The organism is Nocardiopsis sp. JB363, from assembly GCF_900143625.1.
Lineage (GTDB): Bacteria > Actinomycetota > Actinomycetes > Streptosporangiales > Streptosporangiaceae > Nocardiopsis.
In genome coordinates this window covers 157,758-184,478 of sequence record NZ_FRFF01000103.1, presented here as the reverse complement: position 1 = coordinate 184,478, position 26,721 = coordinate 157,758, and the positions used below count along the sequence as shown (strand labels likewise).

The window sequence follows — 26,721 nt, the reverse complement described above, 5'->3', positions numbered from 1 at the left end:
CCTGGAACTCCTGGTGTGCTCCCCGGTACCGGCTGACGCACCGGAGCCAAACCAGTGACCTCGGCCGATCCAGAAGTATCGCGACCATCGCCTCGACCTCTGAGCTGAAGCATGAGGACAGCGCGGGTGATCTCACCAGCCTTGTGCGGACAGCACCGTAGACGGCGCGGGATGTCCTGGATTTCGAACTGGGCGATGGCCCGCTCGTCCAGGCGTCTACGATCACATACCCCCACCTTCGCACCGAAGGGGTAGCCGCTCGGTGTGGTCCGGTAAGTACAGGTGTGCGAGTGAAGCCGCCTCGGGTCTGGTCGGGCGACGCGTTCACACGGTTGCGCGGTCCGCGTCGTCACCGCAGGAGGCCGCTGCTCCCGTGCCCATCCCCGCGCCTTGGCGCCGTTCCAACAGGACGGTGTCGCGCCAGCGTCCGTGCAACCGGGCGATGCGTTCCCGGACCCCGACCGTACGGAAGCCCGCTTGGTGGTGCAGAGCCAGGCTGGCCCGGTTCTCGGGGAAGATCGAGTTCTGCAACGTCCACAGTCCGCCCGCGTCAGCCTCGGTGACCTGGCGGTAGAGCAGGGCCTTGCCCACGCCACGACCACGCGCGGTCTCGGCGATGTACACGGAGGTCTCGGCCACCCCGGCGTAGGCCTCACGGGTGGATACGGGAGCGGCGGCCGCCCACCCGATCACTTCGTCCTCGGCCTCGGCGACCCAGCGGTGTTCCGGTATCCACTTCTCCTTGAGGGCTTCGACTTCGGGGACCTCGGTCTCGAAGGTGGCCTCACCGGTGGCGATGCCCTGGGCGTAGATCTCGCGGACCGTGTCCAGGTCGGCGTCGACCATGGGGCGGGTGGTGACGTCTTCGGGCAGGTCGGTGGGGCAGCAGGGGCGAGCGTTGAGAACACCCATGACGACGTCGGCGGCGTGCGGTAGGCCGGTGCAGCAGTCCGGGTTGATCGCGACCCGGGTGGAGGTACCGACCTTGGTCAGGGTCACGAAACCCACATCGGCGAGCTTGCGCAGGTGGTGGGAGACGGTGGGCTGACGGATATTCACCGTCTCGGCGAGCGCCCCCACACTGATGGAGCCCGGGGTGGTCGCGATGACGTGCAGCAGGCGAACGCGGGTGGGTTCGGCCAGGCAGGCGAACCAGTCGGCGTAGGTTTCGGCGTCCGCCCGGGGAAGCAGTCCGGCGTCGTGTTCAAGCGGTGTCACGGTCATGTCTTCATTATCGATGACGATCTATGGTTGCGTCCATAGATCCTCATCGATAAAGTCTCACTCCATAGACGGCAGTCGATGAAGGAGTGGGACATGACCGAGGAATACCCCGTCGTGGTGATCGGTGCGGGCCCTGTGGGCCTGGCGGCAGCGGCGGAGCTGACCGAACGCGGACTACCGGTCCTGGTCCTGGAGAAAGGTCCGGGGGCGGGAGCGGCCGTGGCCGAGTGGGGACACGTGCGGCTCTTCTCGATGTGGCGTGACCTGGTGGACCCTGCCGCCGAGAAGCTGCTCACCGCGACCGGCCGGCAACGCCCGGACGACGCTGTCTACCCGACCGGCGCGGAGTGGGTGGCCGCCTACCTGGTGCCGCTCGCCGAGGCTCTGGGGAAACGCGTGCGTTTCGGTACCGAGGTCGTGGGGGTCAGCCGTCTGGGTCGTGACCGGGTGGTCGACGCGGAGCGCGAGGAGCGGCCCTTCACCGTCCGAGTGCGCACCGCCGCCGGGCAGGAGCGTGTCCTGGCCAGTGCGGTCATCGACGCCTCGGGCACCTGGTCCACCCCCAACCCGGTCGGTGGCGACGGCCTGCCGGCCGTGGGCGAGGACGAGGCCGCCGATCATGTCTCCCACCGCGCACCCGACCTCACCGACCCGGCCGTACGGGATCGGTACGCGGGCCGTCGCACCGCCGTGGTCGGCAGGGGGCATTCGGCCTTGACCGCTCTGGTGGCCCTGGCCGACCTGGCCGAGCAAGAACCGGGCACCCGGATCGTGTGGGTGCTGCGCCGCGGGCAGGTGGGCGATGCCTTCGGCGGCGGCTCCGCCGACCAACTCGCGCAGCGCGGCGCACTGGGGAGCCGAGCCCGGTCCGCGGTGGAGGCCGGCCGCATCGAGGTGGTGACCGGCTTTCGTACCGCCGAGCTGCGCTCCGCCGCGGGGGCCGTGGTCCTGGTCGACGACGACAGGCGCGCTCTGGAACCGGTGGAGGAGGTGGTGGCACTGACCGGGTTCCGGCCCGAACTGTCCTTCCTCTCCGAGATCCGATTGGGCTTGGACGCCACCTTGCAGGCGCCGATGGCGCTGGCTCCGCTGATCGACCCCAACGCGCACTCCTGCGGCACGGTCTACCCGCACGGGGTAGCCGAGCTGTCCCACCCCGAGCGGAATTTCTTCCTCGCGGGGATGAAGTCCTACGGCCGCGCGCCCACGTTCCTGGCCCTGACCGGGTTCGAGCAGGTGCGCAGCATCGCCGCCCACCTGGCAGGGGACCACGAGGCCGCGGCCCGGGTCGAGCTGACACTGCCCGAGACGGGTGTGTGCGGCGGTGCCGGCTTGTTCGACGCACCCGGCGACACCCAGGACAGCGGCTGCTGTGACGCGGAACCCTCAGCCGAGACAGGCCGGGAGGACGCGGTCGAGGAGAGCGGTTGCTGTGGTGATCCGACGATCGCCGACGTTCCGGTGCTCTCTCCTGCCCAGGAGGTGACGCCCGTATCGGTCGAACCCGTCCGGGCCGGCGGCTGCTGTGGGGGTTCCTCTTCGTAGGAGGTCGAGTCGACCGAACCGGCCCAGCGGACGTGACACCGCTGACCGATCGCGTCTTCGGCGGGGTGGCCCGGGCGAGCCTGGCCGTCCGGGCTCCGGTGACCTTCGCCTCGGTCAACCCCGGCGTTCGGGGAGGAAGCGTTTGCGCCAGGCCAGGGACACGTACACCAACGCGACCAGGATCGGGACCTCGATGAGCGGCCCCACCACCCCCGCCAGGGCTTGCCCCGAGGTGACCCCGAAGGTCGCGATCGCGACCGCGATGGCCAGCTCGAAGTTGTTTCCCGCCGCGGTGAAGGCCAGCGTGGCGGTGCGGTCGTAGTCCATCCCGATCGCCTTGGCGAAGGCGAAGGTGCCGAACCACATGATGACGAAGTAGGCCAACAGCGGCACGGCGATGCGGGCCACGTCCAGCGGTTGACTGGTGATGCGGTCCCCTTGCAGGGCGAAGAGCAGCACGATGGTGAACAGCAGCCCGTACAGCGCCCACGGGCCGATCCGGGGTAGGAAGTTCGACTCGTAGCGCTCGCGGCCCATCTTCTTCTCACCGAGTGTGCGGGTGAGGAAGCCGGCCACCAGCGGGATGCCGAGGAAGACCACCACGTTCAAGGCGATCAACCACGGCGAGACGTCCAGCCCGCCGGTGTCCAGGCCCAGCCATCCGGGCAGAAGGTCCAGGTAGAACCAGCCCAGGACACCGAACAGCAGAACCTGGAAGACGGAGTTGAGCGCCACCAGCACGGCGGTCGCCTCGCGATGACCACCGGCCAGGTCGTTCCAGATGATGATCATCGCGATACAGCGGGCCAGACCGACGATGATCAGCCCGGTGCGGTACTCGGGCAGGTCCGCCAAAAAGATCCAGGCCAGCGCGAACATCACGGCCGGGCCGACGAGCCAGTTGATCACCAGGGAGGAGATCAGCAGGCGCCGGTCACCGGTGACGGTGTCCAAGCGGTCGTAGCGGACCTTGGCCAGCACGGGATACATCATGACCAACAGGCCCAGGGCGATGGGCAGGGAGATTCCGCCAATCTCCAGGGCGGCCAGGAGTTCGTTCAGACCCGGAACCAGGCGGCCCAGACCCAATCCGACGGCCATGGCCAACAGAATCCACACCGCCAGGAACCGGTCCAAGGTGGACATCCGTGCGGCCACGGAAGACTCGGGGGCCGTGGTGTTCTGGGGACTGCTCATCAGCAGGGCCTCCGGTTCTGGGCGGCGTCGGTGGAGCGGGCGGTGGCAGCCAGGCCGGCCAGCCCTTCGGAGAGGGATTCCAGGACCTGAGGACGTAGCCGGTAGTAGGTGAACCGGCCGCAGGGTTCGGTCTCCACCACCCCGGCCTCGCGCAGCAGACGCAGGTGGTTGGACAGGTTCGTCTGGCGGGCCCCGGTCTCCTCCATCAGGTGGGTGGTGCACAGGGTCTCGTGGGCGAGCAGGGACACGATCCGTATCCGAAGCGGATCGGCCAACACCTTCATCACATCAGAATCGACTGACATCAGCATAGACTGATGCTATCTCCCGCGCCTGACCCACCGAAACGAAGTAGAGACCCGCCATGACCGACAACGCCAAGCCCTCCGTCCTGTTCGTGTGCGTGCACAACGCCGGACGCTCCCAGATGGCCGCCGGCTGGCTGCGCCACCTCTCCCAGGGACGGATCGAGGTCCGTTCGGCGGGCTCAGCACCTGCGGACACGCTCAACCCCGCGGTGATCGAGGCCATGGCCGAGGTAGGGATCGACATCACTGATCAGAACCCCAAAATCCTCACCGTCGACGCGGTCGAGGCCTCCGACGTGTGCGTGACCATGGGTTGCGGCGACACCTGCCCGATCTTCCCCGGCAAGCGCTACCTCGACTGGGAGCTTCCCGATCCCGCCGGACAGGGTGTGGCGGCCGTCCGCCCCATCCGCGACGACATCCGCGAGCGCGTCGAAGAACTCATGGGAGAGCTGCTTTCGCACTGACCGTTCGAGCGGCCGGATCCGACAGAGACGGCTTTCCGCTGAGGCATCGTTTTGGTGCTGTTTGCCGTTCTTTGGCGTCGGGTAGCCGTAGTTCTTGACAGAGCCCGCAACACAGAGCATGGGGGAAGCACTGTGAGCAGCAGGACTCAGCTGATCAATTGGCTCAACGACGCCTACGCGATGGAGCAGGCGTTGGAGGAGACCCTGGAACGGCATGTCAAGGACGTCGAGGGAGATCCCGAGGTGCATGCCCGGATCCAGCAGCACATCGAGGAGACGCGCGGTCAGGCCGAGGTCGTCAAGGGATGTGTCGAGTCACTCGGTGGCAAGGTCTCCGGATCGAAGAACGCCTTCGCCAACATGTTCGGAGCCCTCCAGGGCATGGCGAACAAGCCGGCGAAGGACACGATGGTCAAGAACGCGCTCGCCGACTACGCGGTCGAACACTTCGAGATCGCCTGCTACAAGGCGTTGATCGAGGCGTCCCGCAGCCTCGGTGAGGAGGCGATCGCCGGCAAGCTGACCCTCGTTCTCCGGGAGGAAGAGGCCATGGCGCGCTTCCTGGAGGAAAAGCTTCCGCGCACCGTGCGGTCGTCGCTCGCCGCAGCCGAGCATGACGGATAGGCACGACGACACACGAGTAGGAGCAGGACCGTACCTCTGAGAGAGGTGCGGTCCTGCTCGTCGCCGCGGAGGTGCTGCCGAGGCGACCGGCACGGACACCGCTACCGATCAGGCCCAGCACACCGAACCGGCTCACCCGTCCACGTCACCAGGGGACAACGCCCTCATCGTCGAAGAAGCCGCCGCGCGGCCCGTCATCAGGCAAGGTGGCGAGTCGGATCGCGATCGCGGCGCCCTGCTCGGGCGTCCGCGGGGCGTTGAAGCCGGTGAAGTCCGTCGCGACGTAGCCGGGGCAGCCCGCGTTCACGATGACGTTCGTGTCGGCGAATCGGCGAGCGTACTGAGCCGTGATGCCGTTGAGCATGGTCTTCGATGACGCGTAGGCGGCCAGGATCGGACCGGTCCGCAGCGTCAACGAGCCCATGTTGCTCGACATGTTCACGATGCGCGGCGACTCCGCGCGCCGCAACAGCGGGAGCATCGCGTTCGTCACCCGGACGGCCCCGAACACGTTGGTGTCCAGCACGGCACGGACGACGTCGAGGTCGAGCGTGGTCGGGTCCTGCGCGCCATGGTCGGTTCGGCCGGAGATGCCCGCGTTGTTGACGAGTACGTCGAGCCGTCCTGTCTTCTGCTCGATAATCGCCGCCGCCCCGACGACGCTGTCCTCAGAGGTGACGTCAAGAGCGACCCCGAACGCGTCGATGCCTGCTGCGCGCAGACGCTCGACAGCCTCCTTACGCCTGACGTCGTCGCGGGCGCCCACGGCGACCGTGAAACCGATCGCCCCGAGGCCCCGTGCGATGGCAAAGCCGATTCCCTTGTTCGCGCCGGTGATCAGCGCGGTCTTCGTATCGTTCACACGATCCATGCTCGCGAGCCGCGCGCTCGCTGTCCAAGATCGCTTCAGTAGGCTCTGATACTCACCGGGTATCAGGCGGTAGGCTGCGTCCGTGCATGATCTTGAGACCCGTGAGCTCCGCTACTTCGTCGCCGTCGCCGAGGAACTGCACTTCGGACGCGCGGCCGTTCGGCTCGGAATCGCACAACCACCGCTCTCGCGCGCGATTCGCCAGTTGGAGCAGCGGCTCGGTGTCCTGCTCCTCGACCGGGACCGTCGTGGCGTGGCGCTCACCGACGCCGGCAAGGTGATGCTCCGCGAGGCCGGGGTGGCCCTCGACGCGGTCGCGGCCGTTGGGCGTCGGACGCGGCGTGCCGGTGACTCGAAGCGGCCGCTCGTGCTCGTGACGAAGGCAGGGGCGTCTCATACGCTCTTGCGGCGGCTCCTCGACGCGATCGCGAGCGAACCCGACGCGGCACCGGTCGAGATCCTTCTTTGCGAGGTCGGTGAGCAGGCCGGGCTGCTCCGCGACGGGAGCGCCGACGTGGCACTCATGCACCGGCCCTTCGATGATCTCGCGGGATTCGATACCGAGGATCTCCTGGTCGAGGGCCAGGTCGCGCTCCTTCCCGCGGAACATCCGCTCGCCTCACACGAGCGGCTCACGTTGGCGGAGGTCAGCGATGTGCCGAATCTACCGATCGCTCGATGGCCCCGGCTCGACGGGTCCTACCCGGAGGGGCCCGGTCCGGAGGTGCACACCCAGTCACAGCTCGCTCAGCTCGTGGCGCTCGGCAGGACGCTACTCGTCATCCCCGCCTCCAGTCGTGCCTGGCAGTGGCCCGATCACGTCGCTGTTCCAGTCGTCGACGCGCCGAACGTCACCACGGTGATCGCATGGCCGCCGAACAGCCGCTCACCGGCGGTCGCCTCACTCGTCCGCTCAGCGGCCGAGCTCCACGACACCGCACCGCCGCACAGAACCCTTCCGTGAGAGGACGCCTCACCGTGGACTCCCCCAAGACCGAAGCATCCGAGTCCGATGCATCTCCGTACAGCGACCCGCCCGCCGGTTGTGGTCCGGGCACCGCCCTGTTCGTCGGCGGGGGAACCTACATGTTCCTCCTCTTCCTCGGCCCCGCGCTGACCGTTCTGGTCTCCGGGCTCGAAGCCGCCCACGAGGTCTCCTCCCACTCCCCGGGATCGGTGGTCCCCGCCTTCGCCTTGGGTTCGATGGCCCTGGCCGGCATCGGTTTCCCGCTCTTGCTGTGGCTGTATCGGCGGGTGGACCTCGCTCGCCCGGTCGCCATCCTGTTCCTCATGGTCGCGGCCGTGGGCGTGATCCATCTCCAACTGATCGTCACGGTCTCCCTGCTCGGTTCCGCCGACTTCGGATCGTTCCTGGCCTCCGCCCTGTGGGCCGCCCTCTTCACCTCCCTGGCCGTGCCGATCGCAGTGATGTGGGAAGGGGGCCACCGGCTCCGATGGGCGGTAGCGGTCATCGTCGTCGTGGTCCTCCTGCGGGCGTTGGTGGACTGGAACAACCACTTGCGAGAGGAACGGGAAAGGTTCGACGACGTGGTGCGCACTCTCTCCGAGTATCCGGGCGAAGTCGCCCTCGTGGAGTCCGAGGAATGGTCCGCCGTCCGGGCCTGGAACCGTCGGGAGGAATTCCTCAAGGTCGACTACGAGACGCCCGAAGGCGACCGGATCGAGGTCACCACCTGGGCCGACTTCGCCACCGACGCGACCGTCGATCACGATGGATCGGCTCCCGCGGACGTACTCCGAGACGGCTGCGACGTCGATCACCGCACCTGCGAGGAGACCGAGGAAGCCGGCCTCTCCGTCGTGATCCTGCGGAACGAGACCCTCCCCCCGAACGACCTCATGCGGGTGGCGTGGCGGCCGGGGGTCTACGTGGAGATCCGGTCACGGGAGGAGGGCGGTCTGGAGGGACTGCGCGAATCGGTGGGCCTGCTGCGTCCGGCAGAGGAAGGTGACGGCGTCGCCTTGGCGGAGGAGATCACCGGGGGTCCCCGGCTCTGACATCGGGTGGTCAGTCTCGGCGCAGGGTGGCGATGTCGATGACGAACCGGTACCGCACATCCGAGGCCAGGACGCGCTCCCAGGCCTCGTTGACCTGGTCGACGGAGATGACCTCGACCTGCGGGGCGATGCCGTGTTCGGCGCAGAAGTCCAGCATCTCTTGGGTCTGGGCGATCCCGCCGATCTTGGACCCGGAGAGGGAACGCCGGTTGTTGATGAGACCGAACACGCTCACCGGAGCCGGCTCGGGCGGGGCGCCCACGTTCACGAGCGTGCCGTCCACCGCCAGGAGGTTCAGGTAGGAGTTCAGGTCGATGGAGGCGCTGACGGTGTTGATGACGAGGTCGAAGGTGCCGGCCGACAGCTCGAAGACGGCGGGGTCGTCGGTGGCGTGGTAATAGGTGGCGCCGAACCTCAGGCCGTCCTCCCACTTCTTCAGGTTCTGGGAGAACACCGTCACCTGCGCCCCGAGAGCGTGGGCGAACTTGACCGCCATGTGCCCCAGACCGCCCAGGCCCACCACGGCGACCTTCGTACCGGGGCCCGCGTTCCACCTGCGCAGCGGTGAGTAGGTGGTGATCCCCGCGCACAGCAGCGGCGCGGCCCTCTCGAACGGGATGGAATCGGGGACGCGCAGCACGAAGCGCTCATCGACCACGATGCGCTCCGAATAGCCGCCTTGGGTCACCGAACCGTCGCGGTCGAGGCCCGCGTAGGTGTCGGTGCAGCCGCGCAGGCAGTACTGCTCTTCGCCGGCCTCGCAGTGGGCGCACTCTCGACAGGAGTCGACCATGCAGCCCACACCGACCCGGTCACCGACCTGGTACCGGGTGACATCGGGTCCGACCTCGGCGACCATGCCGGCGATCTCGTGCCCGGCGGTCAGCGGGTAGGGAACCTCGCCCCATTCGCCACGGACGACGTGGAGGTCGGAATGGCAGACACCGGCGTAGGCGATGTCGATGAGAACGTCCTGGGGACCGAGTTCTCGGCGCTCGATGGTGCCCGGCGTCAGCGACGCGTTCGGCGAGGTGGCCGTGTAGGCACGCACGAGGGACATGGGTCTCCTTAGGGGTTCATGACGAAGGTGCGCCGGCGGATACGCGCTGGTGGTCGCGCTCGGGTGGACGGCACCGGGAAAAGTCAACCACCTGCGTCGCCGCAGGTGGAAGCAGATGTCAGAACCCGTCAAGGGTGTGTCGGGGGCTTATCGGATGATCGATACCGGCTCCGCCCCGAAAGAGAGAGGGGGGACGACCTTCGTCCCCGTTATTTCACGCGGTCCTGGTGAGGGCACTCGTTCTCGGAGAGGTCGGGCGGGTCACCTGTTCGACCGAACCGGTCGACCCGCCGCGACTCTCACCGACGTCGCCGCTCACCGGGCATGGGACCGCTGGATGTTCCATCACCAGAAGTGGTCCACGAGGACCTTGGCGTCCTCGACCTGGTCGCTGTACCGGTCGGGGTAGGCCGAGCGCTGGACGTCCTGGGCGACGTCACCGAGCGGTGTGTCCTCCCAGCTGTCGTCCGGGTAAACGGCTTCCAGCTCGTCGAAGAAGGCGCCGGTGGCCGTGGCCGGGTCGAGTCGGTCGTCCGAGGAACCGTAGTGGTCGCGCTGCTGGTAGAGACCGACGCTGTCGCGGTCGCCGCCGGTCAGGTTGTCCAGGTGGGTCTCGACGATGACCGTCGACATCGCGATGGAGGCCGCCTCTTCGTCGAGTCCACGTTCCTTCGCGGTCTCGACGACCGCACGGGCGCAGGAGGCGCGGTGGCCGTCCATGTTGCCGGCCATGTCGTCGTTCAACTTGTCGTTGAGGGTTTCGGCGGCGGCCTTGTCGTCCTCGGTGTACTCCTCGCCGCTCTCCTCGGAGCTCAGCGCCACGCACCCCTTATCGGGGTTGTCGGAGTCCTTGTTGTCTTCGGCGGCGGCGATGCTCGGCCCCCCGAGGAGGATCCCGCCAGTCAGAACCAGGCCAGTGGTTGCGGTAAACACACTCTTCGGTATCAGTTCGATAAAATTCATGAGTGCAACTTATGTGACGGTCAAGCACTTTGACCAGGCCTGTAGCTGCTCTGACCAGGTAAGAAAGAAGACACCGAACCGAAGCAACCTTTGGGCCGGATCGCATGCGCAGCACACCCGCCCCACATCGACTGCTCCACAGCGGAAGCCGGGCGCGCGGTGCCTTCTTCCCCTCCCCTACCTCGCCCCGAGACCCCCTCGCCCGGGTCTCATTCGATGTAAGGACGGTCACTTTCCCTTGGTGTTCACCGCCCTCGCGGTGGTCGAGGAGGCCGATGGAGCGCCCCGCATTCGACGCGGGGCGCATCCACGGGCCCCCTTCACTCAGCTCGGTACATGGCGCAGCGGTCGAGCGTCTTGATGGTCCGGGTCGTCCGTATGCCCGGAAGTTCCACCTCCCGGCGACGGGTGCGGTGTGAGGCGCCCTTCCGAACCGATCGAGAAATCGGTTGCGCGGAGGACGCTCCGAACCCAAGATGGCCCGATGCGGAACCGAGCGTTCAAGGTGGATCCGTGACGTGGAGTCTTGGCCGGGGCCGACTTCGGCGGTGCCCGCACCCGGTTTCTCGTCGTCGGCCCATCGTGTGACAGGAGAACCCTCATGAGCCGATCCGAACACCCCTCCGTGCGCGAGTACCCCCTGGGCGGTCGGGGCTCCGGGCCCTACGGCATCACCACCGACGCCGAAGGCTCCCTGTGGGTCACCCTCGTCCACCACGGCCAGATCGCACAGAGGCGGCCGGACGGCTCCACGACCCTGTATCCGCTCGACTCCACCACATGCGCACCCTCGCTCATCACCACGGGCCCGGATCAAGCAATCTGGTTCACCCGTCCCCACGACAACCGCATCGGTCGGATCAGCGCTGCGGGGGATACGGAATCCTTCGAACCGCCGACCCCTGGCGCTCGCCCCTTCGGCATCACGACGGGTCCCGATGGGGCCCTGTGGTTCACCGAGATGAACGCCGACCGTGTGGCGCGGATGACGTTGGACGGGGAGATCACCGAATTCCCTCTCCCCACGCGGGGAGGGTTCCCGTCATTCATCGTTTCCGGCCCCGACGACGCCCTGTACTTCACCCTCAACCAGGGCAACGCCATCGGACGCGTCACCCTCGATGGTCAGGTCACCCTGTACGAGCTTCCGACCGCCGACGCGGGCCCGGTCGGTATCACCAGGGGCGCCGATGACGCGCTGTGGTTCGTGGAGATCGCCGCGGGCCGGATCGGGCGCCTCACCACGGACGGACGCATCCGGGAATTCCCCCTCCCCGAACCTGACTCCCGCCCCCACGCGATCGCTCCCGACCTCGCGGGCGGGTGCTGGTTCACCGAATGGGGAGCGAACAGGATCGGCCACGTCACGGAGGAGGGGGACATCGAACTGTTCGATCTGCCCTCCCCTTCCAGCGAACCCCACGGCATCACGGTCGCCGGCGATGGAACGGTCTGGGCCGCCTTGGAGATCGGAGGCATCGTCTCACTCGTTCGGTAGAAGCCCACCGACCGGGCAAGACCGAACAGTGCCGCAATCGGGTGCTCTGCACTCCTTGTGGTGATACGTCGCTACACATAGCATCGCCCCGACCCCACAGGGTCACTGACGATATCGGCGCCTTCACCCCAGGGAGACCCCCGTGCTGAGACGTATCCTCACATCCCCGCTGATCGCACTGAGCGCGCTGGCACTGATGCTGGTGGGCACCGCACCGGCCGTGGCCGCTGACGAGACCGTCCTGTACTACGACGACAGCCGTGCCGCGGAGTACACCTCCGCCGTCTCCTCGGCCGTGGACGTGTGGAACTCCAGCGTCGACAACGTGCGCCTGGAACCCGCCTCCGACGGACAGCACTCGGAGATCCTGATCATCGCCGACGACGACTGGCCCCGCGCCCACCTGGGCCCGGTGCGTCCGGGCGGGCAGGTCACCGTCTGGATGGGCCGCCAAGGCACCGCCGAAGGCTACGACGCCGTGCGCATCGCCGCGCACGAACTCGGCCACAGCCTGGGTCTGCCCGACGCCAAGCCCGGACCCTGCTCCTCGCTGATGTCGGGTTCCACCGGCGGTGTGGACTGCACCAGTTCCTCCCCCGACGACTCCGAACGTTCGCGGGTCGAAGCCAATTACGGCAGTGGCCTGGCCGGGCAGCGCGCCGCCGACGGACGGATCCTGGTCGACCGTGTCTGACCGGAGATCGATCGCGACGAGGTGTCCGAAGGTGGCGATTGTCCACTTCCCGGGTCGGGTAGTGGTACAGCCATGTTGCTGGTGAGACCTCCCGGTGTGTACCGGGCGCAAGAGGACACCTCGTTACTACGTCAGGTACTGCGTCAGCGCGGCCGGCTCGCCGGCCGTTCGGTCCTCGATGTCGGATCGGGCACCGGGGCCCTCGGCATCGAGGCCTTCCGTGCCGGGGCGACCAGCCTCACCTCGATCGACCTGTCCCTCCGCTCGGTCGTGGCGAGTTGGCTCAACAGCCGCATCCACGGGATCTCGGCGACGGTCCGACGCGGCGACCTGTTCGCCCCCGTGGCCACGCATCGCTTCGACCTCGTGCTCGCCAACCCGCCCTATGTGCCCGGTGTCGGTCCGATGCCGTCCCGACACCGGGCGGCGAGGTGCTGGGACGCGGGACTGGACGGTCGGGTCCTGCTGAATCGCATCTGTTCGGGGGTGTCCTCGGTACTCAGCGAGGACGGCGCGCTGCTGCTCGTGCAGTCCACACTCGCCGACGAACCGGCCACCTTGGACCGACTCGCGAAGGCCGGGCTGGTGGCGAAGGTCCTGGCCCGAGCCCACATCCCGTTCGGGCCGGTGCTGCGAACGCGCGCCCCGGAGCTGCGTGCCCAAGGGCTGATCGGCCCCGACCAGACGGAGGAGGAACTCGTGGTCATCGAGGCGTGCCATGGCTGAGGCCCGTCGCCGAGTCATCGTCACCGACGAAGGCCCGATCCTCGTCTACGGCCCGGTCGACGTGGAGATGTCGGATGGAACACGCGTGCTCAGCGACCGGGCGGTCACCGCGTTGTGCGCGTGCGGTCGCAGTGGACGCCGCCCGTTCTGCGACACCAGCCACCGTCGTCGCGTACGCGACGAAGAGGGGGAGGAGAACACCTCATGACCACGACGAAGCCGAAGGCGCCGACGCTTCCGGTCCCTCGCGGCCCTATCTCGGAGGGGGTCCTGTCGGCACTGCGCGGAGACCCGACCGAGGTTCCCGCCGTGGACGGTGCCGCGCCCTATGGAGACGATCTCCAACTGGCGCTCTACTGCTGCTACGAGCTTCACTACCGTGGTTTCGACGGAGTCGACGACGACCGTGAATGGGACCCGGCGTTGCTGACGGTCCGCGCCGAGTTGGAGCGGGTTTTCCTCAACGCGCTCAGGGAGGACGTGCCCACCGGCACGGACATCGACGACGAGCTCAACGGGCTCCTCGTCGAGCACCTCGACGCTTTCGGCATCTCCCACTACCTGCGCCGCCGCGGCGAGCTGTGGCAGCTGCGAGAGTACGTCGCGCACCGGTCGCTCTACCACCTGAAGGAGGCCGACCCGCAGACCTTCGTCATCCCGCGCCTGGACGGTCCGCCGAAAGCCGCCCTGGTGACGGTGCAGCACGACGAGTACGGTGCGGGCGACCCCGAGCGGACGCACTCGAAGCTCTTCGCCGACATGATGGCCGAACTCGGTCTCTCCGACGTCTACGGCGCCTATGTCGACTCCGCTCCCGCCGCGATGCTCGCCGAGGTCAACTTCATGTCGTTGTGCGGGCTGCACCGTGGGTTGCGCGCGGCGCTGATCGGGCAGTTCGCCACCGTCGAGCTCACCTCCTCTCCCGGCTCGGACCGGCTGGTCAAGGCCATGCGGAGGTTGGGTTGCGGTCCGGCCGCCATCCACTTCTACGCCGAGCACGTCGAGGCCGACGCGGTGCACGAGCAGCTCATCCGACGTGAGGTGATCACGCCACTGCTCCGCGCCGAACCCGAGCTGACCGCCGACGTCGTGTTCGGGATCCGCAGCAGTCTGTTCCTGGCCGGCCGGTTGGAGGAGTACCTGTTCCAGCATTGGCGCCACGGTGAGTCGAGCTTCCGCGCCGAGGCCGGGGTGAAGAGCCCATGACGTTCCCTGAATCCGAGACGCGGGCCGACGTCGTCCGGCTCGCCGACCCGGACGACGTCGTGCCGGAGGACAGCGTCGTGCGCGACAACCTGCGGGGAACACCGCCTCGGTTGCCTCCCTGGCTCGGCTACGACGCGGTCGGCTCCCGGTTCTTCGAACAGATCACCGAGCTGCCCACCTACTACCTGACCCGGGTCGAACGCGGCCTTCTGGAACGGCACGCCTCGGAGATCGCCGAGGCACTCGGTGGTGGGCGGATCGCGGAACTGGGCAGTGGCAGCGCGAAGAAGACGCGATTGCTGCTGGAGAACTGCGTGCGCCTGCGCCCGACCACCTATCTACCGATCGACGTCGACGAGAGCATGCTGCGTTCCAGCGCCGCGACGTTGCGCTCGGAGTTGGACGGTTTGGCGGTCACGGGCCTGTGGGGGCGTTACGAGGCGGGGCTGGAATGGTTGCGCACCCACCCCGGTGAACCGCTCGCGGTCGTCTTCCTGGGGAGCAGCTTCGGCAACGCCACACGGGAGGAACGTGACGGGTTGATCGGAGAGATCGCGCGCTGTCTGAGACCGGGTGAGAGCTTCCTCGTCTCCGCCGACCTGGACAAGGGCCGTGAGGCCCTGGAGACCTGTTACAACGATCCACCCGGGCACTCGGCCTTCGCCGACTTCCGACTCAACTACCTCACCCGGCTCAATGACCGCTACGGCGCCGACTTCGTGCTAGACGACTTCGTCCCGAAGGCGTGGTACAACGCGGAGGCCTCGACCGTGGAGGGTTGTCTGCACGCGCGGGCCGAACGGACGGTGCACGTGCCGGGGCTCGACCTCACCCTGCACCTACCGCGTGGACGGTTCCTCAACGTCGGCTACTCGGTGAAGTTCGATGAGCAAGGGTTGGCCGACGAAGTGGGGGCCCACGGTTTCACTCCGCGGGCCCGGTGGGTGGATTCCGAGGCCGGGTACGGGCTGTTCCTGTTCCGCCGGGACCAGAGCTGAGCGAACGTCAGGGGTCGAACCCCTTCCCAGGGTCATCCGCGAGTGCGCGCATTCTCGCGGCGACGGTGTGCCGTACCGGGCCGGGGATGTCGTGGCCGACGCCCGGCAGGGTGACCAGGTGCGCGCCCGGGATCCGGGAGGCGATGGCGGAGGCCGCGCGTGGGCGGATCAGTGGGTCGTCCTGGCCGTGCAGGACCAGGGTCGGGGCCGCGATCGTGCTGATCCCGGGGCCGTGCCATTGGGCGCCGATCTGGCGGCTCTGCGCCCGGTTGTCACGGGCACCCGTGTCGGCCAGGCGTTCGGCCCTCTCCCGGGCCTCTTCTTCGTCGAAGGGCTGCCCGGGTGCGGCGCAGAACCGGGCGATGGCGAGTGAGGCCTGCACCGCACCCTCCCTGGTGTCCGGGAAGCGCATCCGGCTGAGCCCGGCGAGCGCGGGGAGGTGGATGTACCGGAACAGGCCCAGGCCCGCCGCGTCCCCGGGAACCGCCGACATCGAGGTCAGGGTGCGGACACGGTCCGGGTGTCGGACCGCGACGCGCTGCGCGACGGCGCCACCGAGCGACATGCCGAACACGTGCGCCGAGTCCCAGCCGAGTTCGTCCAACACCGCGATGGCGTCGTCGGCCATGTCCTCGGCCGTGTAGGCCTCGCCTCGCCTGCCGAACAGGGCGGTGACCGGCAGGCGGGTCCTGGTCGGCGGAAGGTGGGTCGACTCTCCGGCGTCACGCTGGTCATAGCGCGCGACCGAGAAACCGTGTTCGGCCATGGACCGGCACAGGTCGTCCGGCCACCAGTACCGGCTGACGCCCAGACCCATGATGAGCAGTAGTGGATCGCCGTCGTCCGCGCCGGCCCATGTGTCATGAGCCAGCCGTATGTCGCCGTTGTGCGCCCACAGGGTGGGGGTCCATCGTGGTCGATCCATGTCCTTGCCCCTTGTCTCTTGCCGCTGGCCGCTGGCCGCTGGCCGCCGGCCTTTTACAATACTGCGATCGCTGTTCTCAGTATTACTATAGGGACACTGGTAATAGGGAGAAACGGGGGGCCTGTGGCCGAGGAACCGAAGACCGTGTGGGACCGCCCCGAGCGAGGGGCGCGGGGCCCGGCGCCGGAGCGCAGCCGGAGGGAGCTCACCAGCGCGGCGATCCGGCTTGCGGACGAGGGCGGTCTCCCGGCGGTGTCCATGCGGCAGGTCGCCAAGCGGTTGGGAACCGGACCCGCCTCGCTCTACCGCTACATCTCCACCCGCGGTGATCTGCTCGATCTCATGGCCGACGCCGTCACGAGCGAGATCGATCTGGACCTCCCGTCGAGCGGGGACCCGGTCGAGGACCTGGCCACGCTCGCCGGCCGCCAGAAGCAGGTGTACCTACGTCACCCATGGCTACTCGACCTGCCCACGGAACCCACCGTGGGCCCCCTGGGCATGGACTACCTGGAACGGATACTGCGGGCATTGGAGCCGACGTCGTTGTCCCGATCAACTCGGCTGGAGACCATCGGGCTGCTCAACGGGCTGGTGACCCTGTTCGCCCGCACCGAACTGCGCCGCCGACACTCATCGAGCGACCCCGCACAGGCCACCATGTCCTACCTGGTCACCGCCGCCACCGAGGAACGACATCCGTTTCTCACCGCCGCGCTCTCCGACAGCCCTGGGACCGAAGCGGCACAGGACACGCACACCCTGTTCGAACGGATGGTGCGCCGGGTGCTCACCGGCCTCATCGAGACACCCTGAAACCGTCTCGGAGCATCGGTTTCGGCACATCGGTTTCGGGCGGGCATCGACTTCGGGGCGTCGATGTCGGGGCGATCGTGTCCGTCTCCGGCCTCAGTGTCTCCGGGGACGCTCCCATATGAGCCCGGCGGTGACCCACACCAGCGCCAGACCGGCGAGGGTCACGAAGCACCACTCGACGAGGCTGAGCGGCCACCACAGCATCGCCCAAAGGACCAGTGCGGCCATCGCGAACAGACCGAGCACGACCAAGATGACGCGCACCGTTTCCCCCTGAATCACTACGACGACGCGGCGGAGCGGGCAGCCGCCGGGAACCGGTTGGACACCCCCGTTCATGGAGTGATCCCCGAGCCCACCCAAAGAACCATCCAAACACGCCACCTGCGCTGACGCAGCCAACAGGTTGGCCAAGCACGAACCGCGGGGCTTCATATTCTCCGCATGCGTGATCACACCAGCCGCTTCGCGCGATGTGGACGTAGTGAAATCAGAGGGAATCCTCGGGAAACGCGGAGCTCGCGGCAAGGCCAGGGCAAGCACCCTGCTCAGGTGCGGAACTCGGGGGCGTGGTCACGAGCCCACCGGCCGAAGGTGCGAGCGGGGCGACCGATGACCTCGGCGGCGGTGGGCATCGGTCCGAACTCGGCCGGGGCGGGGGACTCCTGCCCGCCCGGATCGGACTCGGACTCGGACTCGGCGCCGCCGTAGTCCTCGAAGCCCAAGAGGAAGTCGGCGTTGGCGGCGGCGAACCCGCCCTGGGCCAAATAGCGTTCCCGGGCCTGTTCCGGGGTGACCGGCTGGAACCGGATGTCCTCGCCGAGGGCTTCGGCGATCAGTTCGACCTGGCGGCGGTGGGTCAGGAACTCGGGGCCGTTGAGGGTGTGGGCGCGCCCGGTGTGGCCCTCCTCGGTGAGTGCGAGCACGGCGACGTCGGCGATGTCCCTCTCGTGCACGGGGAACCAGCCGAAGTCGGGGGCCGGGTCGTACACGGCTCGTTCGGCTCGGATCATGGGGCCCCACAGCGCGAGCTTGTTCATGGCGAACTCGCCGGGACGCACGTGGGTCCATTCCAGGCCGGAGGCTTCCACCGTGTGTTCGATCGGCAGGTGGAAGTCGGTGTCGTGTCCACTGGTGACCGCGCCCGAGGACAGGAGCACGATCCGGCGGACCCCTGAATCGACGGCCAGGTCGACGACCCGTTCCGCCGTGTCGGGGACCGGGAAGAGGAAGAGCGCTTCGACCCCCTCCAAAGCGGCGGCGAGGGTGTCCGGACGTTCGAGGTCTCCCGCGTGGGTCCGGACCGGTCGGGGGAATTCGGGGAAGGTGTGCTGTTCGGGCCGTCGGCTGAGCGCGTGGACCTCGTGTCCCTGTTCGGCGAGTCCGTGGACCACGTTCCGGCCCACGTTTCCGGTGGCCCCGGTGACGAGTACTCGCATGGCCATCCCTTCGGGTCGAAAATCATTCTCACCCTTCGAGAATATCCTTGAACCACATGTGGAGACTTTCTTGGATAATCGTGCAGTTCAATTGAATCCCTTTCCTTTCAGGTCTCCAATCAGGGAAATAGCTGCGCGCCCAACGGGAACACGAGTGTGCGCCATGCCACGTCGATTTCTCCGGGTCGTGTCCGCATGAAATCCCGCAGAAGTGGCAGGTAACCGAGTGAGACGGGCAAGCGATGCCACCGATCCTTCAGGAGGAGGGCTCATGAGCCGGTCAGAGAAACTCAGGGGTAGTGCCGCCCAGGTACGCGGCAGGGTCAGGGAACTGGCCGGGCGTGCGACGGGGAACTCCCGGATGCGCTCCCGAGGCCGTTTCGAACAGTTCAAGGGCAAGGCCATCCGGCGCACCTCGAACTTCAAGGACAGCGTCCGTGGAACCGTGCGCGACCTTCGCGCGGGCAGGCGCTGACCCCCGCCACTCTCCCCACACCCGTCAGGGTTCGTCCGGCCGTTCCACCCGCAGTTCGCGGTGGTCGTCCTGGAGGGCCTCCACGAGTGCCCGCACCGCCGGCGGGAACGTGGTGCCACGGGTCATCAGCACGAAGGCCGTCTCGGGCAGTTCGGGTAGCCCGTGGTCCCGGTGGACCAAGCCGTCCGGGATGAGCGAGCGCGCGAACGGCATGACACCGAGCCCGGCGAGGGCCGCCGCGCGGAGCCCGCTCAGGCTCCCCGAGGTGCAGACCACACGGTGTGCGCGCTCGGCGGACATCAAGGCGTCCAGCGCGGCGTCGCGGGTCAGGCTCGGTCTGGGGTAGAGCACCAACGGAACCGGTTCGTCCGTGTCGACCCGGACGTCGGGGGCCGAGACCCACACCAACGGGTCGTGGAACAGCGTCCGGGGCCGGAAGGCGTCCACACCCGTGGTGGCGTTCAGGCGCATGGCGAGTACGGCGTCGAGTTCCCCGGCCCGCAGTCGGCGGTGCAACGTCACGCTGAGTTCGACGGTGAACTCCAGGTCGACGTGCGGGTGGAGCGCCCGGAAGCGGCGTAGGAAGTCCGGCAGGCGGGTCAGGGCGAAGTCCTCGGAGACGCCGAACCGTACTCGCCCTCGTGGCTGGGAGGAGACCACGGCACCGATCGCCTCGTCGTTCAGGTCGAGGATGCGCTGGGCGTAGCCCAGGAAGGCCTCTCCTGCGGCCGTCAGGCGCACGGTGTGGGTGTCACGCTCCAGCAACGTCCGTCCGATCGCCGTTTCCAGGCGCCGTACGTGCTGGCTCACCGCGGACTGGCTCAGGCCGAGCCGCCGCGCCGCCCCGGAGAAGCTGAGTCCCCCGGCCACCGTGACGAAGGTGCGCACCCGCACCAGGTCGAGCTCGCTCTCCATGGTCATCACGTTAGCTGAATACAGTCAGTACGGTATCCCTGTTTCCGAATGAGCACGCGGCCGGGAGAGTGGACGCATGCTCTCCCGCCTGCGCCGCGTCCTCGACCCGTTCCTGCTCCTGTTGCTGATGTTGCCCGTGGTGGCGACGTTGGTGCCGGCCCGTGGTGTAGCGGCGGACGCGTTGGACCACCTCACCGTCGTGGCGATCTGTCTGCTGTTCTTCCTCCACGGGGCCAAGCTCTCCCCCGCCGAGACCCGGCAGGGGTTCTCCCGTTGGGGCTTCCAGCTGCTCGTGCTGGGCTGCACGTTCCTGATCTTCCCCTTGCTCGGCCTGGGGATCGTGGCATTGCCGTCCTCGGTGCTGAGTCCGGTGATGGCCACGGGTTTCCTGTTCCTGTGCATCCTGCCCTCGACCGTGCAGTCCTCCATCGCGTTCACCTCGATCGCCCGCGGCAACGTGGCGCTGGCGGTGAGCTCGGCGTCGATCTCCAACGTGTTGGGGGTGGTGCTGACCCCGCTGCTGGCCGCGTTCCTGCTGGGCTCCGCGGTGGAGATCACCGCGGAGTCACTGCTCGGGATCTTCGGTCAGCTCGTGGTGCCCTTCGTCGCCGGTCAGCTCCTGCACCGACGGATCGGGCCGTGGCTGAAGGGCCACTCCCTCGCGGTGTCGGTGGTCGACCAGGGCTCGGTGCTGCTCGTGGTGTACGCCGCCTTCAGTGTCGGCGTGACGCAGGGGCTGTGGCAGGTCGTCCCGCCCTCGCAGCTGCTCGTGGTCGTCCTGGTCTCGTGCGTACTCCTGGCGATCGTGCTCACCCTGTTCACCTGCCTGGGCCGCGTGCTGCGGATGGATCGGCCCGACCAGATCGTCCTGATGTTCTGTGGCTCGAAGAAGAGCCAGGTGAGCGGGCTTCCCATGGCCATCCTGCTGTTCCCGTCGGAACAGGTGGGGATGTACGTCCTGCCCTTGATGATCTTCCACCTGATCCAACTGCTCGTCTGCGCGGTGATCGCCCGCCGGGCCGCTTCCCGGACGCCGGACCCTCAGTCGGCCAACAGGAGTCCCTGACGGCGGCGGTGCACGCTCAGGTAGCGCAGCCCTTCGGGGCCGGCGGTGAAGCTCCGGTGGGAACGTCGGGGCAACCACAGCACGGCGCCGGGTTCGAGGTCGACGGTGTCGAGTTCGGTGGCCACGCGCCCACCACCGGCCAGAACGTGGACGAGCACGTCGAAGTCTGGGCCGGTGTGCGCCTCGATCGTGTCCTCGGGGCGGAGTTCGATGATCTGGGAGTCCAGGTCCCGCTCGCGCGGCTGGAGCTTCCAGAGGGCACCGGTCATGTCGGCCTCGGTGTTGTCGGCGGTGGTCTCGGCGGTGTCGACCAGCACGCGGGGCAGCGCCGTGGTCGCCTTCTTCGTGATCCGGATCCGCCAGTCGCGCGTCTCGCGATTGAGGTAGTCCCAGCCGTAGCCGACCCCGTACTCGTCCTCGAACTCATCGCGCAGGTGCTTCGGGTCGTGGTCGTTGACCAGTACGAACGCCCCACCCACCGGCAGGTCGGCGTAGGTGCGGAAGATCGTGGGGTGCTTGTCGGGCTTGCGCATTCCACGAACGTCCAGAACCGATGCCTCGGGGGCGTTCGCTTCCTTCGATGCCATCTTCCGCTCCTGCCTGAGATTTATTACAACTCTGACTTGTATAAACTCTAGGGCATGACCTACGTACTCGCGCCGGTAGGGTTGGCCGCCCGTTGATCGCGAGCCTGCCCCTTCGGGGGCCGCGGAGGGAAGAGGGTTGAGCGAGCCGAAGACGGGACGACGTGAAGAGGTGTTGCGGGTCCTGCGGGACACGCGCCGGCCGATGGAGATCACCGAGATCGCCGAGCGGCTCGGCGTGCACGCCAACACCGTCCGGTTCCACCTGGAGACCCTGACCGCCAACGGTCAGGTCGAGCACATCAGCGCCGAACGCGGAGTTCCGGGGCGCCCGGCCCGCCTGTACCGGCCGGTCCGGGGCATGGACCCGAAGGGTCCGCGACACTACCTCGCGCTGGCCGAGGCGCTCGCCGAGAGCCTCGCCGACACCCCCGATCCACGGCAGCGGGCGATCGAGGCCGGCCGCGTCTGGGGGCGCCGCCAAGCGGAGGGCATGGGGACCGGATCGGGTGACTCATCGGATGCGGTCACTCGCCTGAGGCACATGCTCGACGAGCTGGACTTCACCCCCGAGCAGCCCACCGACACGGGCGGCGGCCGGCGGCGGATCGACCTACGGCACTGCCCGTTCCTGGAGCTGGCGCTGGAGCGCCGCGAGGTGGTGTGTTCGCTGCACCTGGGGCTCATGCGGGGCGCGATGGAGGCGTGGGACTCCGAGGTCACCGTCGACCGACTCGACGCCTTCGTCGAACCGGACGTGTGCTCGGCCCACCTGGGCAACGTCCGCCCGCTCGGCGGGAATGCTCAGGAAACCTCTACCGAGGAGCACTCGCCGCACACGCCCCAGTAGACGACCTCGGCCTCGTCGATGGCGAAACCGTGGCCGCCGGAGGCGGTGAGGCAGGGCGCGTGGCCGACGGCGCACTCGACGTCGGCGATGGCGCCGCACGAGCGACACACGACGTGGTGGTGGTTGTCTCCGACCCGTGTCTCATAACGAGAGACCGTGCCTTGGGGCTGGATGCGTCGCACCAGGCCGGAGGAGGTCAGGGCCTTGAGAACGTCGTAGACGGCCTGGTTGGAAACCGTGCCGAGTCTTCCTCGCACGACGTCGATGATCGACTCCGTGTCCGCGTGCGGGTTGTCGTGCACGGCGGAAAGCACAGCTATCCGAGGGCCCGTCACCCGCAGAGCGGACTCGCGCAGCATGTGCTCGAAATCCGAAGGGGTTGGCATACTCCAAGTGTGCAGAGTTTTCTGGAGTCAGTCAAGTTATGGGATATTTCCACCCTGCGTCGGGCTTCCCCTCCGCCTCAGTCGGCCGCGAAGGCCTCCAACTCCACCAGCAGATCCGCACGCCCCAACCTGGTGACCTCCGAGAGCACACCCGGCGGTCGGACGTCGAAGGCGGCCAGCCGCTCGGCCATGGGTTCGGCCGCCTCGGCCAGGAAGGCGTCGATTTCGGTGACATGCGTGTTCATCCGAACGATGGCGTCCAACCCCATTCCGGCCGCGCGCAGGACCTCCTCGACGTTGTCCAGCGCGGCCAGTGTCTGAGCCCGCATGTCCCCCGGATACAGAGAGGCGCCTTGCGCGTCGACCGCGCACTGCCCGCTGACGAACAGCAGGCGCCGGTGCCCTTCGATGAGGATCCCCTGGTCCATGCCCTCGGGATAGGTCCATGGGTTGACGGGTGTGCGTCGCATGCTCTGCTCCGTTCAGGTGGGATCACTGACGGAACACGACGCTAGGACGTCAAGGGGACTTGAGGTCAAGGGCCGCGAGACGGCGTCGGCCGCCCCGTCACTTTCGGGGCGGCCGACGCCGTTCGTGCCGGGTGAGGCTAGTCGGTGCCGGACTCCATGGCGGCGTGGTCGAGCCACTCGTCCTCGTCGACCGAGCCGCGCGAGGCGATGACCTCAGCGCCGCCCTCGGGCATCGCACCGATGAGGCCGGTCGAGGCCGCCTGGGCGGCACCGATCGTCGTCGGGTGCTCGCTGCCGACCATGCCGAGCCGGGAGTAGTCCTCCAGCTTGGCGCGGGAGTCGGCGATGTCGAGGTTGCGCATGGTCAGCTGACCGATGCGGTCGCCCGGGCCGAACGCGGAGTCCTCGGTGCGCTCCATGGACAGCTTGTCCGGGTGGTAGCTGAACGCCGGGCCGCTGGTGTCGAGGATCGAGTAGTCCTCACCGCGGCGCAGTCGCAGGGTGACCTCACCGGTGACGGCGGTCCCCACCCAGCGCTGGAGGGACTCGCGGATCATCAGGGCCTGCGGCTCCAGCCAACGGCCCTCGTACATCAGGCGACCGAGGCGACGACCGTCGTTGTGGTAGGCCTCGATGGTGTCCTCGTTGTGGATGGCGTTGACGAGGCGCTCGTAGGCGGCGTGCAGCAGCGCCATGCCGGGGGCCTCGTAGATGCCGCGGCTCTTGGCCTCGATGATGCGGTTCTCGATCTGGTCGGACATGCCCAGTCCGTGACGACCACCGATGGCGTTGGCCTCCAGGACCAGGTCGACGGCGGAGGGGAAGGCCTTGCCGTTGATGGTGACCGGACGCCCCTTGTCGAAGGCGATGGTGACGTCCTCGGGGGCGATCTCGACCTCGGGGTCCCAGAAACGGACGCCCATGATGGGGTCGACGATCTCGATGCCGGTGTCGAGGTGCTCCAAGGACTTGGCCTCGTGGGTGGCGCCCCAGATGTTGGCGTCGGTGGAGTAGGCCTTCTCGGTGCTGTCCCGGTAGGGCAGGTCGCGCTCGACCAGCCACTCCGACATCTCCTTGCGACCGCCGAGCTCGTTGACGAAGTCGGCGTCCAGCCACGGCTTGTAGATGCGCAGGGACGGGTTGGCGAGCAGACCGTAGCGGTAGAACCGCTCGATGTCGTTGCCCTTGTAGGTGGAGCCGTCGCCCCAGATCTGCACGCCGTCTTCGAGCATGGCGCGGACCAGCAGGGTGCCGGTGACGGCACGCCCCAGGGGCGTGGTGTTGAAGTAGGGGCGGCCACCCGAACGGATGTGGAAGGCACCGCAGGCCAAGGCAGCCAGCCCCTCCTCGACCAGGGCGGCGCGACCGTCGACCAGGCGGGTGATCTCCGCCCCGTATTCGTTGGCGCGGCCGGGCACCGACTCGATGTCGGGCTCGTCGTACTGACCGATGTGAGCGGTGTAGGTGCACGGGACGGCACCCTTCTCGCGCATCCACGCGACCGCGACAGAGGTGTCGAGGCCTCCGGAGAAGGCGATTCCGACGCGCTCGCCGGCGGGAAGGGAAGTGAGTACCTTGGACATGGATATAAGCATGCACCCTTATGAATGAACATGCAATTCGGATCACGACCCGATGCTGTGAGCCTGGTCATCCCGCCGCCCCGCTTCACGCGTGGTGACCGTTCCACGACACACCGACGCGGACGCTCGACAAGGACTTCGGCCTGTGGCGATGTGGTCGGCACAGGAGGGCGGGGGTCCTCCGCCGCATCCACCGACCGACAGCCCGGGAGTCGACGTGCCGGAGTTCCGACTCGCTCCGATCGACATCGTGGTCGTGGTGGCGAGCGTGGCCGCGATCATCGCCGTCGCCTTGTGGGTGGGGCGCAGGCAGGAGGGCACCGAGAGCTACTTCCTGGCCGGACGCACCATGGTCTGGCCGGTCGTGGGCTTTTCGCTCTTCGCCACCCAGTTCGGTGGCACGCAGTACCTCGGGTTGGCCGGCGCCGGATTCGAAACGGGCATTTCAGTCTGGAACTTCGAGTGGATGGCGACGGTCGTCCTGCTGGTGTTCGCCCTGCTGATCCTGCCCTTCTACCTCCAGTCCAAGATCACCACGGTGCCCGAGTTCCTGGAACGGCGCTACGACCGCAGGGCGCGCTACGCCTTCTCCGGGTTCACCGTCGTCACCGCCATGCTGTTGGACAGCGCCGGGGCGATGTTCGCGGGTTCCCTGGTCCTGTCCCTGCTCTTCCCGCAGGTACCGCTCGGTGTTCACATCGCGATCATCGCGGTGCTCGGTGGCGGGTACGTCCTCATCGGCGGGTTGAAGTCGGTGATGATCACCGACACGATCCAGGGCGTGGTGCTGTTCGCGGCCGGGGCGGCGGTGTTCGTCCTGGTCTTCGCCGAGTTCGGCTACGACTGGTCGGCCCTGCCCGAACTGGCCCCGGAGGACGGCTTCACCGTCACCCCACTGCCGGACGACGGCTTCTTCCCCTGGCCGGGGATCTTCACCGGTGCGCTGTGGCTGTCGTTCTACGTGTGGGTGACCAACCACATCGTCGTCCAGAGGGTCCTGGCCGCCAAGAACATCGACCACGGTCGTTGGGGCGCGCTGTTCGCCGGTTCGCTCCAACTCCCCGTCCTGCTGTTCCTGATCTTCCCCGGCGTCCTCGCCCGAGGCGTCTACGAACCGGGTGAGGTCCCGAACAGCGACATGGTCTGGCCCGCGTTGGTGTTCGACTTCGTTCCGGTCGGCATCCGGGGCGTGGTCGTGGCCGCGCTCATCTTCGCGCTGATGTCCACCCTCGACTCGGTACTCAACGGCGCGGCCAGCCTGGTCGTCAACGACTTCATCAAGACCCGGAACCACCGGTTCACCGAGCGGCAACTCCTGAACATCGGTCGGGCCCTGGTCGGGGTGTTCATGGTGGTGGCCGCTTTGTGGGCGCCGGTGATCACCACCTTCTCCGGGATCGTGGCCTACTTCCAGTCCTTCCTGGGCTACGTGACCATGCCGCTCGTCGTCGTCCTGCTCGGCGGGCTGTTCTGGCGACGGGCGTCCGTGCCCGCCGGCATATGGACGCTGACCGTGGTGCCCTTCGGTCTCGTGGCGTTCTTCCTGGGTGAGGTCTTCGGCGTCTTCGACCTGCAGTTCCTGTACGCGACCGGCCTCATGCTCCTGCTGAGCGTGGCGGTGTTCGTGGCGGTCTCCCTGAGCACCGAGGCCCCACCGGCCGAGAAGGTCGACACCATCACCTGGAGCCGGGCGAACTGGCGGCAGGAGTCCGAGGAGCTGGCCGGCACCCCGTGGTACCGCAACTACCGGGTGCAGGCTCTACTGCTCGGCCTGGTCACCGTGGCCGCCGTGACGCCGTTCATCGGGTGAGT

Annotated in this window: 30 protein-coding genes; 16 read left to right on the top strand and 14 right to left on the bottom strand. The window is 67.8% G+C overall.

Annotated features, from left to right (window positions below; translation table 11 throughout):
- Positions 1–324: 324 nt before the first annotated feature.
- Complete coding sequence (locus BQ8420_RS16020; RefSeq protein WP_087099913.1) at positions 325–1,224, bottom strand: metalloregulator ArsR/SmtB family transcription factor; 900 nt, start codon at positions 1,222–1,224, stop codon at positions 325–327.
- Positions 1,225–1,302: 78 nt separating this feature from the next.
- Here BQ8420_RS16020 and BQ8420_RS16015 point away from each other — a divergent pair, with 78 nt between their 5' ends.
- Positions 1,303–2,769 carry an FAD-dependent oxidoreductase gene (locus tag BQ8420_RS16015; RefSeq protein WP_143847314.1) on the top strand — a complete coding sequence of 489 codons (1,467 nt, stop codon included), beginning with the start codon at positions 1,303–1,305 and terminating at the stop codon, positions 2,767–2,769.
- Between the two features lie 114 nt (positions 2,770–2,883).
- Here the strand turns inward: BQ8420_RS16015 and arsB are convergent, their stop codons facing one another.
- Both arsB and BQ8420_RS16005 read right to left on the bottom strand, forming a co-directional pair.
- On the bottom strand, positions 2,884–3,966 hold the full coding sequence (gene arsB / locus BQ8420_RS16010) for an ACR3 family arsenite efflux transporter (protein WP_087099911.1): 1,083 nt from the start codon (positions 3,964–3,966) through the stop codon (positions 2,884–2,886).
- The gene (locus BQ8420_RS16005; RefSeq protein WP_087099910.1) at positions 3,966–4,250 is read right to left on the bottom strand and encodes a helix-turn-helix transcriptional regulator; all 285 of its coding nucleotides are present in this window, start codon (positions 4,248–4,250) and stop codon (positions 3,966–3,968) included. Before BQ8420_RS16005 ends, arsB begins: the two co-directional genes overlap by 1 nt.
- Before the next feature lie 80 nt (positions 4,251–4,330).
- Between BQ8420_RS16005 and BQ8420_RS16000 the strand changes: the two genes are divergently transcribed.
- Positions 4,331–4,741 carry an arsenate reductase ArsC gene (locus tag BQ8420_RS16000; RefSeq protein WP_087099909.1) on the top strand — a complete coding sequence of 137 codons (411 nt, stop codon included), beginning with the start codon at positions 4,331–4,333 and terminating at the stop codon, positions 4,739–4,741.
- Between the two features lie 132 nt (positions 4,742–4,873).
- Complete coding sequence (locus BQ8420_RS15995; RefSeq protein WP_087099908.1) at positions 4,874–5,365, top strand: ferritin-like domain-containing protein; 492 nt, start codon at positions 4,874–4,876, stop codon at positions 5,363–5,365.
- 145 nt (positions 5,366–5,510) lie between these two features.
- On the opposite strand, the gene BQ8420_RS15990 is transcribed toward BQ8420_RS15995, so the two are convergent.
- Positions 5,511–6,236 carry an SDR family oxidoreductase gene (locus BQ8420_RS15990; RefSeq protein ID WP_087099907.1) on the bottom strand — a complete coding sequence of 242 codons (726 nt, stop codon included), beginning with the start codon at positions 6,234–6,236 and terminating at the stop codon, positions 5,511–5,513.
- Positions 6,237–6,318: 82 nt separating this feature from the next.
- On the opposite strand from BQ8420_RS15990, the gene BQ8420_RS15985 reads away from it, so the two are divergent.
- Together BQ8420_RS15985 and BQ8420_RS15980 are read left to right on the top strand one after the other, a co-directional pair.
- The gene (locus BQ8420_RS15985) at positions 6,319–7,200 is read left to right on the top strand and encodes a LysR family transcriptional regulator (RefSeq protein ID WP_087099906.1); all 882 of its coding nucleotides are present in this window, start codon (positions 6,319–6,321) and stop codon (positions 7,198–7,200) included.
- Positions 7,197–8,255 carry a hypothetical protein gene (locus BQ8420_RS15980; RefSeq protein WP_235006261.1) on the top strand — a complete coding sequence of 353 codons (1,059 nt, stop codon included), beginning with the start codon at positions 7,197–7,199 and terminating at the stop codon, positions 8,253–8,255. The genes BQ8420_RS15985 and BQ8420_RS15980 overlap by 4 nt, the downstream gene beginning before the upstream one ends.
- A gap of 10 nt (positions 8,256–8,265) precedes the next feature.
- On the opposite strand, the gene BQ8420_RS15975 is transcribed toward BQ8420_RS15980, so the two are convergent.
- The gene (locus tag BQ8420_RS15975) at positions 8,266–9,315 is read right to left on the bottom strand and encodes an NAD(P)-dependent alcohol dehydrogenase (RefSeq protein WP_087099904.1); all 1,050 of its coding nucleotides are present in this window, start codon (positions 9,313–9,315) and stop codon (positions 8,266–8,268) included.
- A gap of 345 nt (positions 9,316–9,660) precedes the next feature.
- A complete protein-coding gene (locus BQ8420_RS15970) occupies positions 9,661–10,278 on the bottom strand; it encodes a hypothetical protein (protein WP_087099903.1) in 618 nt (205 codons plus the stop codon).
- A gap of 601 nt (positions 10,279–10,879) precedes the next feature.
- On the opposite strand from BQ8420_RS15970, the gene BQ8420_RS15965 reads away from it, so the two are divergent.
- The 6 genes from BQ8420_RS15965 (at position 10,880) to BQ8420_RS15940 (ending at position 15,400) form a co-directional block, all read left to right on the top strand.
- On the top strand, positions 10,880–11,776 hold the full coding sequence (locus BQ8420_RS15965; RefSeq protein ID WP_087099902.1) for a virginiamycin B lyase: 897 nt from the start codon (positions 10,880–10,882) through the stop codon (positions 11,774–11,776).
- Positions 11,777–11,918: 142 nt separating this feature from the next.
- Positions 11,919–12,470, top strand: coding sequence for a snapalysin family zinc-dependent metalloprotease (locus BQ8420_RS15960; protein WP_087099901.1), 552 nt, complete (start codon positions 11,919–11,921; stop codon positions 12,468–12,470).
- A 72-nt stretch (positions 12,471–12,542) separates the two neighbouring features.
- Entirely contained in the window at positions 12,543–13,196 is a 654-nt protein-coding gene (locus BQ8420_RS15955) for a HemK2/MTQ2 family protein methyltransferase (RefSeq protein WP_200815954.1), read from the top strand.
- Positions 13,189–13,404 carry a CDGSH iron-sulfur domain-containing protein gene (locus BQ8420_RS15950; RefSeq protein ID WP_087099900.1) on the top strand — a complete coding sequence of 72 codons (216 nt, stop codon included), beginning with the start codon at positions 13,189–13,191 and terminating at the stop codon, positions 13,402–13,404. The genes BQ8420_RS15955 and BQ8420_RS15950 overlap by 8 nt, the downstream gene beginning before the upstream one ends.
- A complete protein-coding gene (locus BQ8420_RS15945) occupies positions 13,401–14,402 on the top strand; it encodes an iron-containing redox enzyme family protein (RefSeq protein ID WP_087099898.1) in 1,002 nt (333 codons plus the stop codon). The genes BQ8420_RS15950 and BQ8420_RS15945 overlap by 4 nt, the downstream gene beginning before the upstream one ends.
- Positions 14,399–15,400 carry an L-histidine N(alpha)-methyltransferase gene (locus BQ8420_RS15940; RefSeq protein WP_087099896.1) on the top strand — a complete coding sequence of 334 codons (1,002 nt, stop codon included), beginning with the start codon at positions 14,399–14,401 and terminating at the stop codon, positions 15,398–15,400. Before BQ8420_RS15945 ends, BQ8420_RS15940 begins: the two co-directional genes overlap by 4 nt.
- Positions 15,401–15,407: 7 nt before the next feature.
- On the opposite strand, the gene BQ8420_RS15935 is transcribed toward BQ8420_RS15940, so the two are convergent.
- Positions 15,408–16,325, bottom strand: a complete 918-nt coding sequence (locus tag BQ8420_RS15935; protein WP_087099894.1) for an alpha/beta fold hydrolase — start codon at positions 16,323–16,325, stop codon at positions 15,408–15,410.
- Positions 16,326–16,448: 123 nt separating this feature from the next.
- Between BQ8420_RS15935 and BQ8420_RS15930 the strand changes: the two genes are divergently transcribed.
- Positions 16,449–17,141, top strand: coding sequence for a TetR/AcrR family transcriptional regulator (locus BQ8420_RS15930; protein WP_087099892.1), 693 nt, complete (start codon positions 16,449–16,451; stop codon positions 17,139–17,141).
- Positions 17,142–17,234: 93 nt separating this feature from the next.
- Here BQ8420_RS15930 and BQ8420_RS31955 read toward each other — a convergent pair whose 3' ends face one another.
- Entirely contained in the window at positions 17,235–17,405 is a 171-nt protein-coding gene (locus BQ8420_RS31955; RefSeq protein ID WP_160049326.1) for a hypothetical protein, read from the bottom strand.
- A 284-nt stretch (positions 17,406–17,689) separates the two neighbouring features.
- Positions 17,690–18,580 carry an NAD(P)H-binding protein gene (locus BQ8420_RS15920; RefSeq protein WP_087099942.1) on the bottom strand — a complete coding sequence of 297 codons (891 nt, stop codon included), beginning with the start codon at positions 18,578–18,580 and terminating at the stop codon, positions 17,690–17,692.
- Positions 18,581–18,851: 271 nt separating this feature from the next.
- Between BQ8420_RS15920 and BQ8420_RS15915 the strand changes: the two genes are divergently transcribed.
- Positions 18,852–19,055, top strand: coding sequence for a CsbD family protein (locus BQ8420_RS15915; RefSeq protein WP_087099888.1), 204 nt, complete (start codon positions 18,852–18,854; stop codon positions 19,053–19,055).
- A gap of 24 nt (positions 19,056–19,079) precedes the next feature.
- On the opposite strand, the gene BQ8420_RS15910 is transcribed toward BQ8420_RS15915, so the two are convergent.
- The gene (locus BQ8420_RS15910; protein ID WP_235006259.1) at positions 19,080–19,970 is read right to left on the bottom strand and encodes a LysR substrate-binding domain-containing protein; all 891 of its coding nucleotides are present in this window, start codon (positions 19,968–19,970) and stop codon (positions 19,080–19,082) included.
- A 76-nt stretch (positions 19,971–20,046) separates the two neighbouring features.
- On the opposite strand from BQ8420_RS15910, the gene BQ8420_RS15905 reads away from it, so the two are divergent.
- Positions 20,047–21,036 (top strand): bile acid:sodium symporter family protein, encoded by a 990-nt coding sequence (locus BQ8420_RS15905; RefSeq protein WP_087099884.1) that lies wholly within the window; start codon positions 20,047–20,049, stop codon positions 21,034–21,036.
- Here the strand turns inward: BQ8420_RS15905 and BQ8420_RS15900 are convergent.
- On the bottom strand, positions 21,012–21,623 hold the full coding sequence (locus BQ8420_RS15900) for a DUF2249 domain-containing protein (RefSeq protein ID WP_087099882.1): 612 nt from the start codon (positions 21,621–21,623) through the stop codon (positions 21,012–21,014). The genes BQ8420_RS15905 and BQ8420_RS15900 overlap by 25 nt on opposite strands.
- Before the next feature lie 136 nt (positions 21,624–21,759).
- Between BQ8420_RS15900 and BQ8420_RS15895 the strand changes: the two genes are divergently transcribed.
- Positions 21,760–22,470 (top strand): metalloregulator ArsR/SmtB family transcription factor, encoded by a 711-nt coding sequence (locus BQ8420_RS15895; RefSeq protein WP_235006253.1) that lies wholly within the window; start codon positions 21,760–21,762, stop codon positions 22,468–22,470.
- On the opposite strand, the gene BQ8420_RS15890 is transcribed toward BQ8420_RS15895, so the two are convergent.
- From BQ8420_RS15890 to argG, 3 genes are all read right to left on the bottom strand, one after another.
- Complete coding sequence (locus BQ8420_RS15890; protein WP_087099880.1) at positions 22,425–22,856, bottom strand: Fur family transcriptional regulator; 432 nt, start codon at positions 22,854–22,856, stop codon at positions 22,425–22,427. The two genes, BQ8420_RS15895 and BQ8420_RS15890, sit on opposite strands and share 46 nt — an antisense overlap.
- Positions 22,857–22,933: 77 nt before the next feature.
- Entirely contained in the window at positions 22,934–23,326 is a 393-nt protein-coding gene (locus BQ8420_RS15885) for a RidA family protein (RefSeq protein WP_087099878.1), read from the bottom strand.
- Between the two features lie 137 nt (positions 23,327–23,463).
- Positions 23,464–24,909, bottom strand: a complete 1,446-nt coding sequence (gene argG, locus BQ8420_RS15880; RefSeq protein ID WP_087099876.1) for an argininosuccinate synthase — start codon at positions 24,907–24,909, stop codon at positions 23,464–23,466.
- A gap of 217 nt (positions 24,910–25,126) precedes the next feature.
- Between argG and BQ8420_RS15875 the strand changes: the two genes are divergently transcribed.
- On the top strand, positions 25,127–26,719 hold the full coding sequence (locus tag BQ8420_RS15875) for a sodium/solute symporter (RefSeq protein ID WP_087099874.1): 1,593 nt from the start codon (positions 25,127–25,129) through the stop codon (positions 26,717–26,719).
- Positions 26,720–26,721: the final 2 nt, after the last annotated feature.

Bases quoted from the DNA above. Each gene is read 5' to 3' on its own strand.
- arsB (WP_087099911.1), bottom strand. From the start codon at position 3,966: ATGAGCAGTCCCCAGAACACCACGGCCCCCGAGTCTTCCGTGGCCGCA.
- BQ8420_RS15990 (WP_087099907.1), bottom strand. From the start codon at position 6,236: ATGGATCGTGTGAACGATACGAAGACCGCGCTGATCACCGGCGCGAAC.
- BQ8420_RS16020 (WP_087099913.1), bottom strand. From the start codon at position 1,224: ATGACCGTGACACCGCTTGAACACGACGCCGGACTGCTTCCCCGGGCG.
- BQ8420_RS15970 (WP_087099903.1), bottom strand. From the start codon at position 10,278: ATGAATTTTATCGAACTGATACCGAAGAGTGTGTTTACCGCAACCACT.
- BQ8420_RS15950 (WP_087099900.1), top strand. From the start codon at position 13,189: ATGGCTGAGGCCCGTCGCCGAGTCATCGTCACCGACGAAGGCCCGATC.
- BQ8420_RS16015 (WP_143847314.1), top strand. From the start codon at position 1,303: ATGAAGGAGTGGGACATGACCGAGGAATACCCCGTCGTGGTGATCGGT.
- BQ8420_RS15940 (WP_087099896.1), top strand. From the start codon at position 14,399: ATGACGTTCCCTGAATCCGAGACGCGGGCCGACGTCGTCCGGCTCGCC.
- BQ8420_RS15945 (WP_087099898.1), top strand. From the start codon at position 13,401: ATGACCACGACGAAGCCGAAGGCGCCGACGCTTCCGGTCCCTCGCGGC.
- BQ8420_RS15920 (WP_087099942.1), bottom strand. From the start codon at position 18,580: ATGCGAGTACTCGTCACCGGGGCCACCGGAAACGTGGGCCGGAACGTG.
- BQ8420_RS15910 (WP_235006259.1), bottom strand. From the start codon at position 19,970: ATGGAGAGCGAGCTCGACCTGGTGCGGGTGCGCACCTTCGTCACGGTG.
- BQ8420_RS15915 (WP_087099888.1), top strand. From the start codon at position 18,852: ATGAGCCGGTCAGAGAAACTCAGGGGTAGTGCCGCCCAGGTACGCGGC.
- BQ8420_RS15905 (WP_087099884.1), top strand. From the start codon at position 20,047: ATGCTCTCCCGCCTGCGCCGCGTCCTCGACCCGTTCCTGCTCCTGTTG.
- BQ8420_RS15955 (WP_200815954.1), top strand. From the start codon at position 12,543: ATGTTGCTGGTGAGACCTCCCGGTGTGTACCGGGCGCAAGAGGACACC.
- BQ8420_RS15900 (WP_087099882.1), bottom strand. From the start codon at position 21,623: ATGGCATCGAAGGAAGCGAACGCCCCCGAGGCATCGGTTCTGGACGTT.
- argG (WP_087099876.1), bottom strand. From the start codon at position 24,909: ATGTCCAAGGTACTCACTTCCCTTCCCGCCGGCGAGCGCGTCGGAATC.
- BQ8420_RS15975 (WP_087099904.1), bottom strand. From the start codon at position 9,315: ATGTCCCTCGTGCGTGCCTACACGGCCACCTCGCCGAACGCGTCGCTG.
- BQ8420_RS16000 (WP_087099909.1), top strand. From the start codon at position 4,331: ATGACCGACAACGCCAAGCCCTCCGTCCTGTTCGTGTGCGTGCACAAC.
- BQ8420_RS15885 (WP_087099878.1), bottom strand. From the start codon at position 23,326: ATGCGACGCACACCCGTCAACCCATGGACCTATCCCGAGGGCATGGAC.
- BQ8420_RS15890 (WP_087099880.1), bottom strand. From the start codon at position 22,856: ATGCCAACCCCTTCGGATTTCGAGCACATGCTGCGCGAGTCCGCTCTG.
- BQ8420_RS15965 (WP_087099902.1), top strand. From the start codon at position 10,880: ATGAGCCGATCCGAACACCCCTCCGTGCGCGAGTACCCCCTGGGCGGT.
- BQ8420_RS16005 (WP_087099910.1), bottom strand. From the start codon at position 4,250: ATGAAGGTGTTGGCCGATCCGCTTCGGATACGGATCGTGTCCCTGCTC.
- BQ8420_RS15935 (WP_087099894.1), bottom strand. From the start codon at position 16,325: ATGGATCGACCACGATGGACCCCCACCCTGTGGGCGCACAACGGCGAC.